Source organism: Amaricoccus sp. (assembly GCF_036846665.1).
Taxonomy (GTDB): Bacteria; Pseudomonadota; Alphaproteobacteria; order Rhodobacterales; family Rhodobacteraceae; genus Amaricoccus.
This window is the reverse complement of the sequence record NZ_DAIUBO010000178.1, coordinates 1-8,143: the sequence shown is the minus strand read 5'-3', so window position 1 is coordinate 8,143 and position 8,143 is coordinate 1. Positions and strand designations below refer to the sequence as shown.

General features: G+C 68.9%; 8 protein-coding genes. 4 read left to right on the top strand and 4 right to left on the bottom strand.

The window, feature by feature from the left end:
* Positions 1-388 (bottom strand): carboxyl transferase domain-containing protein (locus V7050_RS15410; protein WP_324410790.1); only part of this gene is annotated, 388 nt, incomplete at its 3' end.
* Between the two features lie 91 nt (positions 389-479).
* On the bottom strand, positions 480-1,643 hold the full coding sequence (locus V7050_RS15405; protein ID WP_324374266.1) for an acyl-CoA dehydrogenase family protein: 1,164 nt from the start codon (positions 1,641-1,643) through the stop codon (positions 480-482).
* Positions 1,644-1,762: 119 nt separating this feature from the next.
* Here V7050_RS15405 and hisB point away from each other — a divergent pair, with 119 nt between their 5' ends.
* Positions 1,763-2,347, top strand: a complete 585-nt coding sequence (hisB, locus tag V7050_RS15400; RefSeq protein WP_324368565.1) for an imidazoleglycerol-phosphate dehydratase HisB — start codon at positions 1,763-1,765, stop codon at positions 2,345-2,347.
* Between the two features lie 4 nt (positions 2,348-2,351).
* Positions 2,352-2,993: an imidazole glycerol phosphate synthase subunit HisH gene (hisH, locus tag V7050_RS15395; RefSeq protein ID WP_324368567.1), complete on the top strand. Its 642-nt coding sequence runs from the start codon at positions 2,352-2,354 to the stop codon at positions 2,991-2,993.
* Positions 2,994-3,399: 406 nt separating this feature from the next.
* On the opposite strand, the gene V7050_RS15390 is transcribed toward hisH, so the two are convergent.
* Positions 3,400-4,407: an aldose epimerase family protein gene (locus V7050_RS15390; RefSeq protein WP_324368569.1), complete on the bottom strand. Its 1,008-nt coding sequence runs from the start codon at positions 4,405-4,407 to the stop codon at positions 3,400-3,402.
* Between the two features lie 50 nt (positions 4,408-4,457).
* Positions 4,458-4,913, bottom strand: a complete 456-nt coding sequence (locus V7050_RS15385; protein WP_324368571.1) for a GatB/YqeY domain-containing protein — start codon at positions 4,911-4,913, stop codon at positions 4,458-4,460.
* A gap of 187 nt (positions 4,914-5,100) precedes the next feature.
* Here V7050_RS15385 and carA point away from each other — a divergent pair, with 187 nt between their 5' ends.
* Together carA and V7050_RS15375 are read left to right on the top strand one after the other, a co-directional pair.
* On the top strand, positions 5,101-6,306 hold the full coding sequence (gene carA, locus V7050_RS15380; protein ID WP_324368573.1) for a glutamine-hydrolyzing carbamoyl-phosphate synthase small subunit: 1,206 nt from the start codon (positions 5,101-5,103) through the stop codon (positions 6,304-6,306).
* A gap of 84 nt (positions 6,307-6,390) precedes the next feature.
* Positions 6,391-8,143: glycosyltransferase family 2 protein (locus V7050_RS15375; protein ID WP_324410788.1), on the top strand; the 1,753-nt coding region annotated here is incomplete at its 3' end.

The window sequence follows — 8,143 nt, the reverse complement described above, 5'->3', positions numbered from 1 at the left end:
CCTGGGCGCGCAGGTGCTTCTTCACGGTCAGCGGATAATAGGTGCCGCCCTTGACCGTGGCGTCATTGGCCACGACCATCACCGGCTGGCTCTCCACCCGCCCCACCCCGGCGATCAGCCCCGCCCCCGGCGCGGCGCCGTCGTAGAGCCCATGCGCCGCCAGCGCGCCGATCTCGAGAAACGGCGCGCCGGCATCGAGCAGCATCGCCACCCGTTCCCGCGGCAGCATCTTGCCCCGGGCGACATGCCGCGCCGAAGCCTCCGCCCCGCCCCCGTCCGCCGCGGCGGCGGCCGCCGCCTCGATCTCGGCCAGCGCCGCCAGATGCGTCGCCTGGTTGGCGCGGAACGCGGCCGAAGCCGGGCTGGCCGAGGAGGCGATCACCGCCATGCGCGAGGCTCCGGAGCTTGCGGACCGGGCGCGATGGCCTCCACCCGCTCCTGCAGGACCCGCGCCGTGCCGCCGCCGGAGCTCGGGGCCTTCATTCCGTCGCCGTCATCAGTTCCCGCCCGATCAGCATCCGCCGGATCTCCGAGGTGCCGGCGCCGATCTCCATCAGCTTGGCGTCGCGCATGATCCGCGCGAGCGGGCTCTCGGCGAGATAGCCCGCGCCCCCCATCGCCTGCACGCCCTGCACCGCCGCCTTCATGCCCTGCTCCGAGGCATAGAGCACGCAGGCCGCCGCATCGGCCCGCCGCACCGCGCCCCGGTCGCAGGCCGCGGCCACCGCGTACATATAGGCCCGCGCCGTGCTGAGCGCGGTGTAGAGATCGGCGACCTTGCCCTGCATCAGCTGGAAATCGCCAATCCTTTCACCGAACTGCCGCCGCTCGTGCATGTAGGGCATGATATGGTCGAGCACCGCGTGCATGAGCCCGACATTCACCCCCGAGAGCACCACCCGCTCGTAGTCGAGCCCCGACATCAGCACCCTGACCCCGCGCCCTTCCGCGCCGAGCACGTTCGCGAAGGGCACCTCGACATCCGAGAAGATCAGCTCGCCGGTGTTCGAGCCGCGCATGCCGAGCTTGTCGAAATGCTTGCTCGTCGAGAACCCCGCCATGGTCTTCTCGATCAGGAAGGCGGTGATGCCCTTCGCGCCCGCCTCCGGGTCGGTCTTGGCATAGACCACCAGCACATCGGCGTCCGGCCCGTTGGTGATCCAGTATTTCGTGCCGTTGAGCACGTAGCGGTCGTTCCGCTTCTCGGCCCGGAGCTTCATCGAGACCACGTCCGAGCCCGCGCCCGCCTCGGACATCGCCAGCGCCCCGACCTGCGCACCGGAGATCAGCCCGGGCAGATAGCGCGCCTTCTGCTCCGCGCTGCCGTTGAGCGCGATCTGGTTGACGCAGAGGTTGGAATGCGCCCCGTAGCTCAGCGCCACGCTGGCGGAGGCGCGCGCGATCTCCTCCACCGCCACGCAATGGGCGAGATACCCCATGCCGGCGCCGCCCTCGGCCTCCGGCACGGTGATCCCGAGGATGCCGAGATCGCCCATCTCGCGCCACAAGGCGGCGGGAAAGAGGTTGCTGCGGTCGATCTCGGCGGCCATGGGCGCCACGCGCTCCTGCGCCCAGGAGGCGACCAGATCGCGCAGGGCCGCGATGTCCTCGCCGAGCGCAAAATCCATCGACGCCAGAAACATCGCGATTCCTTCCGAGCCGCCGCGACGAGGCCCTTCCCGGACACGCCGCCCGCCGGGCTTGGAACGGCTCCGACGGCGGTCTATAGACCGCCCGAGCAGCATTCCAAGGAAAGCCCCCCATGCGCAAGGCCGAAGTCAGCCGCACCACCGCCGAGACCGCGCTGACCGTCGCGCTCGATCTCGACGGCACCGGCGCCTACGACAATGCCACCGGCGTCGGCTTCTTCGACCACATGCTCGACCAGCTCGCGCGCCACGCGATGATCGACATCAGGACCAGGGCCACGGGGGACCTGCATATCGACGACCACCACACCGTCGAGGACATCGGCATCGCGCTCGGGCGGGCGCTCGCCGAGGCGCTCGGCGACAAGACGGGGATCCGCCGCTACGGCTCCTGCCTCCTGCCCATGGACGAGGCGCTGGTGCGCGCCGCGCTCGATCTCTCGGGCCGGCCCTTTCTCGTCTGGAAGGTCGATTTCCCGAGCGCGAAGATCGGCAGCTTCGACACCGAGCTGGTGCGCGAGTTCTGGACCGCGGTGGCGATGAACGCACGCATGACGCTCAACGTCGCCTGTCTCGACGGCGCCAACAGCCACCACATCGCCGAGGCCAGCTTCAAGGCGATCGCCCAGGCGCTGCGCATGGCCGTCGAGCCCGATCCGCGCGCCGCCGGCATTCCCTCGACCAAGGGCGTGCTCTAGGCCCATGACCTGCGTCATCGTCGATTACGAGAGCGGCAACCTGCATTCGGCGCTGAAGAGCTTCCAGCGCATGGCCGCCGAGACCGGCGCCGGCCCGGTGACGATCAGCGCCGATCCGGCAGCGGTGCGCGATGCCGAGCGGATCGTGCTGCCCGGCGTCGGCGCCTTCGCCGATTGCCGCGCCGGGCTCATGGCCCGGCCGGGGCTCTTCGCGGCGATCGAGGCCCGCGTCATCGGCGAGCGCGCGCCCTTCCTCGGGATCTGCGTCGGCGAGCAGATGATGGCCACCTGGGGCCGCGAGCACGGGCTCGACACGCCCGGCTTCGGCTGGATCCCCGGCGAGGTCCTGCGCATCGCGCCCTCGGACCCGGCTTTGAAGATCCCGCATATGGGCTGGAACGCGCTCGAGGATCTGGCGCCCCACCCGCTGCTCGAGGGCATCGCCGCCGGCGATCACGCCTATTTCGTGCATTCCTACCATCTTGTCGCCGAGAACCCCGCCCATGTGCTCGCCCGCACCGACCACGGCGGCACGATCACCGCCATGGTCGGGCGCGACAATCTGGCGGGCACCCAGTTCCATCCCGAGAAGAGCCAGAAGACCGGCCTGCGGCTGATCGCCAATTTTCTCCACTGGCGGCCTTGAACCGCTCCGGGGGCGACGGAAGCCGGAGCGCCGCCCGTGCGGACGCCGGAGTGATCGCATTGGAGCCGATTGTTCCCGGTGCGACCGCCCCGCTGCCCGGCGGTGCCTGGCCTCGGCCGGATGGCAACGCTCGGCGCGCCCGGATGCGGTCCTTTTGCCGGATGCGCTTCTTCTTTCGATCACGATGTCACGTCGTGCAGCGTGAAGATCCGGTAAACGTGAGAATCTTTATCGTTTAATTTCATACGATTACCACGATGTGCGCGCGCGCACATCGGGCCCGGATCCGGATGGATGCCACCCCGGCACGACAGCAGCGGGGCTTGCCGCGCGATCGGGAAAGGCCGGGGCGCTCCTGAGCGAAGCCCCGATCGCGACCCGCACCCCGCCCCGGAGCCTGCGGCCGCTATCGGCGCGCGATCTCCACCTCCAGCCGCTGGAGATAGGGCTGCTCCGGGGTGCGGATGATGCTCGGCCAGTCCGGATTGTGCAGGCTGTCGGGAAAATGCTGGGCCTCGAGGCAAAGCCCGGCGAAGGGGCCGTAGATCTGGCCCTCGTGGCCGGGAACCGCGACCGAGGCGCCGGCCCCGTCATAGATCTGGAGCGCAGGCTCGGAGGTCCGGAGCCTCAGGCTGACGCCGCTGCGCGGGCAATGGACCCTGGCCGCGGGCTCGCCCGGATCGCGGCCGGCGCGCAGCACCAGATTGTTGTCGATACCGGCCCCATCGGGATCCGCCTCCTCCAGGCTGCGCGGCGCGGTGAAGTCGAGCGCGGTGCCCTCGACGCTCCGGATCACGCCCCTTGGGATCAGCTCGGCATCCACGGGGGTGAAATCGGGCGCATCGACCTCCAGCACATGGTCGCGCACCGTCCCGGTGCCGGCGAGGTTGTAGTAATTGTGCTGGGCGAGATTGATCGGGGTCGGGCGGTCCGGCCGGCCGGACATCTCGCAGACCAGCCGCGCGCCATCGAGGCGGTAGCTCACCGCGAATTCCACCCGCCCCGGATAGCCCTCCTCGCCGTCCGGGCTCAAATAGGCGAGACGGACGGTCTCGGCCGCGGTATCGACCTCCATCGCCCAGACCCGCCGGTCGAGGCCGACGGCACCGCCGTGCAGATGATGCAGGCCGTCGTTCTGCGCAAGCTGCCAGGTCCTCCCGTCCAGCTCGAAGCGGCCCTTCGCGGTGCGATTGGCCACCCGGCCCACCACGGCGCCATGGGCGCGGGCGTGAAGCACGTAATCCTCGAGCCGGGGAAAGCCGAGCACCACGGGCAGGCTGCCGCGCGCTCCGTCGATCCGCCAGTCGCGCACCGCGCATCCCAAGCTCAGGATCGAGACGGCGGCGTCAGGGCTTTCCAGCGTGACCTGCTCCACCGGACCGAAGTCATGTCGTCCGAACGGGCGTTTCTTCATGGTCCGCTTCCGAAGCTCGGGCCGCCGGCCTTTGGCGGCCCCGGCGATCGTCAGCCGAAGGAGTTCTTCAGGCAGGCACAGGCACGGGCGAAGTCCATCCGACCCGTGTGATGCGCCTTGAGATGCGCCATCACCTTGCCCATGTCGCGGATCGAGGCGGCGCCGGTGTCGTGGATCGCGGTGGCGATGGCCGATCTCACTTCCTTTTCGGAAAGCTGGCGCGGAAGATAGCTCCGGATGATCTCGATCTCGGCGCGTTCCTTCTCGGCCATGTCGACCTGTCCGGCCTCGTCATAGGCGTCAGCGCTCGACTCGCGCTGCCGTATCATCTGGGCGAGGATGCCGAGGATCTCGGATTCCGGCATGCCGCCGCTGCCTTCGTCGGATCGGGTGTTGAGGTCGCGATCCTTGATGGCCGCACAGATCAGGCGCAAAGTCGAAATTCGGGTCGGATCCTGCGCCTTGATCGCTTCCTTCAAGTCTCCGGAGAGTCTCTCTCGGATCATCCTGCACCTTTGCGTAACGCCGTTCCGAGGCAGCGAGGGTTAATTATATAGTGCGACACACCTCTATCCGCAAGCCACGCCGGCCTGTTCAAGTCTCTGTTATTGTTATATTTTCATTCAGGTCAGCATGCTTGACCCGCCCGATCGGGCGGCCTAGGTTCCACCCGCCGCCAACAGGATTCGCACCATGACGCAGATAGCCGCCGACACGGATCGAGCGCCGGGCGCCCGGCACGACGACCGGCCGCCGCCGACGGCCTGTCTCGTGCTCACCGACGGCCAGATCTTCTACGGCGAGGGATTCGGCGCGACAGGTCAAGCGGTTGCGGAGCTTTGCTTCAACACCGCCATGACCGGCTACCAGGAGATCATGACCGATCCCTCCTATGCGGGGCAGATCGTCACCTTCACCTTCCCCCATATCGGCAATGTCGGCGTCAATCCCGAGGACGACGAGACTGCGGAACCGGTGGCGGCCGGCATGGTCGTCAAATGGCGTCCGACCGCGCCGTCGAACTGGCGTTCGGCCGAATCGCTCTCGGCCTGGCTGGCGCGGCGGGGCCGGATCGGCATCGGCGGGCTCGACACGCGCCGGCTCACCCGGGCGATCCGGCTGCAGGGCGCGCCGCATGTGGCGATCGCGCACGATCCTTCGGGGAACTTCGACATCGCCGCGCTGCGCACCAGCGCCAGGGCGTTCCGCGGCCTCACGGGCATGGATCTCGCCAAGGACGTCACCTGCGCGCAGAGCTACCGCTGGGACGAGATGCGCTGGGCCTGGCCTGCCGGCTACACGCGCCGGGAGGGGCCGGCCCGGCGGGTGGTGGCGGTCGATTACGGCGCGAAACGCAACATCCTGCGCTGCCTCGCCTCGGCGGGCTGCGACGTGACCGTGCTTCCGGCGAGCGCCACGGCCGAGGAGGTGCTGGCGCATGATCCCGAGGGCCTGTTCCTGTCGAACGGCCCGGGCGATCCGGCGGCGACCGGCGCCTATGCGGTGCCGATGATTCGCGAGGTTCTCGACCAGAGCGACATTCCGATCTTCGGGATCTGCCTCGGCCACCAGATGCTGGCGCTGGCGCTCGGTGCGCGCACGATCAAGATGAACCACGGCCACCACGGCGCGAATCATCCGGTCAAGGAACTGGCGACGGGCAAGGTCGAGATCACCTCGATGAACCACGGCTTCACCGTGGACAGCCAGACCCTGCCGGCCGGCGTGATCGAGACCCATGTCTCGCTCTTCGACGGGTCGAACTGCGGGATCGCGATGGCCGATCGGCCGGTGTTTTCGGTGCAGCATCATCCGGAAGCCTCCCCCGGACCGCAGGACAGCTTCTATCTCTTCGAGCGCTTCGTCGCATCGATGGCGGCGCGTCAATCGGGCGCGTGATTAATGGTTACATTTCAATAACCTTAAGCTTTTCTTAAACTTCATTTAACAATCTCGCAGTTCTTTTCGAGTGCGAGTTTCGTGATGGCTCAGGTCCTGCCGTTCACTCCGCTGGTCGACGAGGAATCGCCGGGCAAGGATACGGCGAAACGGCGCGTGTTGCTCGGAGACCTCCTGGTGCGGGCGGGCGTGCTGGAAGCGGAGGGCCTGGCGGCGGCGCTGGACCAGCAGGCGGGGCAGGACCAGCGGCTGGGCCGGATCCTGATCGCCAACCGCAGCATCTCGCCGGAGGATCTGACCGCGGCGCTGTCGCGGCAATCCGGGCTCGGGCGTGTGGATCTGCGGGACACGCCCCCCGACCCCGAGCTGCTGGCCGGGATCGACCCGCATCTCTGCCTGCGGATCGGCGCCGTGCCCTGGCGGCAGATCGGCGGAACGCGGGTCGTCGCGATCACCCATCCCGACGCCGCCCCGGAGGCCGAGGCGGCCTGCAGCGGCCCGGGGCCCGGCCAGAGACTCGCCTTCGCCCTCGCCGCGCCCGACGACATCCGGCGGGTGATCATCGAGGCCCATGCGGCGCGGCTGCGCGACGATGCCCGCGACCGATGCCCGGAGCCATTCAGCTGCCGCGGCTGGCCACCGGCGGCGGGGCACTGGCGGCCGCTCCTCGCCCTGCTGGCGATGGCCGGCGCGGCGGTGGCGGCGCCGGTGACGGCGCTCATGGTGCTGATGCTCTGGATCCTGCTCGCCAATACCATGACGACGGGCCTGCGGCTGGTGGCGATCCTGGCGCGATTCCGGCGCGGCCGTCGGAGCGCCGGCCCGGAGACGCCGCGCATCGCCGATTACAAGAAGCTGCCGCGGGTCTCGATCCTGGTGCCGCTCCTGCGCGAGGAGGCGGTGGCGCGCAGGCTGCTCGATGCGCTGGCGGCGATGGACTATCCCGCGGCCCTGCTCGACATCAAGCTGGTGCTCGAGGAGGACGACGCCATCACCCGCGCCGCCATCGAGCGCGCCGGCCTGCCGTCCACGGTCGAAGTCGTGACCGTGCCCTTCGACGGGCTGAAGACCAAGCCGCGGGCGATGAACTACGCCCTGCCCTTCTGCGAGGGCGAGATCGTGGGCATCTACGACGCCGAGGACCGGCCGGATCCTTCGCAGATCCGTGCGGTGGTCGAGCATCTGATGCATGCCCCGCCCGAGGTCGCCTGCGTGCAGGCCTATCTCGATTTCTACAATACCGAGCGCAACTGGCTCGCGCGCTGCTTCACGCTGGAATACGCGATCTGGTTCCGGGTGATCCTCCTCGGGGTGCAGCGGCTCGGCATCCCGATCCCGCTCGGCGGCACCAGCGTCTTCTTCCGCCGCAAGGTGCTGGAGGCGATCGGCGCCTGGGACGCGCACAACGTCACCGAGGACGCCGATCTCGGCATGCGGCTGGCGCGCTTCGGCTACAGCTGCGACATGATCGACTCGACCACCTGGGAGGAGGCCAATTGCCGCGTGGGCCCCTGGATCCGCCAGCGTTCGCGCTGGCTCAAGGGCTATGCGATCACCTGGGCCACCCATATGCGCCGGCCGCGCAGCCTCTTCGCCGACCTCGGGCCGCGCGGGTTTCTCGGCTTCCAGGTGCTGTTTCTCGGCGCGATCACCTCCTATCTCTCGATTCCGCTCTTCTGGGTGATCTGGGCCGGGGCGGTCGGGCTCGATCTGGAGTTCTGGCACAGCTTCCCGGCACCGCTGATGCACGGCTTCCTCGCCTCGATGTACCTGGGCCAGGCGGTGATGCTGACCATCGCGGCGGTGGCGGCGCGGGATTCCGGCCGGCCGCGGCTCG

Excerpts from the sequence above, each read along its gene's own strand:
- hisB (WP_324368565.1), top strand. The coding sequence starts at position 1,763 with ATGCGCAAGGCCGAAGTCAGCCGCACCACCGCCGAGACCGCGCTGACC.
- V7050_RS15405 (WP_324374266.1), bottom strand. The coding sequence starts at position 1,643 with ATGTTTCTGGCGTCGATGGATTTTGCGCTCGGCGAGGACATCGCGGCC.
- hisH (WP_324368567.1), top strand. The coding sequence starts at position 2,352 with ATGACCTGCGTCATCGTCGATTACGAGAGCGGCAACCTGCATTCGGCG.
- V7050_RS15385 (WP_324368571.1), bottom strand. The coding sequence starts at position 4,913 with ATGATCCGAGAGAGACTCTCCGGAGACTTGAAGGAAGCGATCAAGGCG.
- V7050_RS15390 (WP_324368569.1), bottom strand. The coding sequence starts at position 4,407 with ATGAAGAAACGCCCGTTCGGACGACATGACTTCGGTCCGGTGGAGCAG.
- carA (WP_324368573.1), top strand. The coding sequence starts at position 5,101 with ATGACGCAGATAGCCGCCGACACGGATCGAGCGCCGGGCGCCCGGCAC.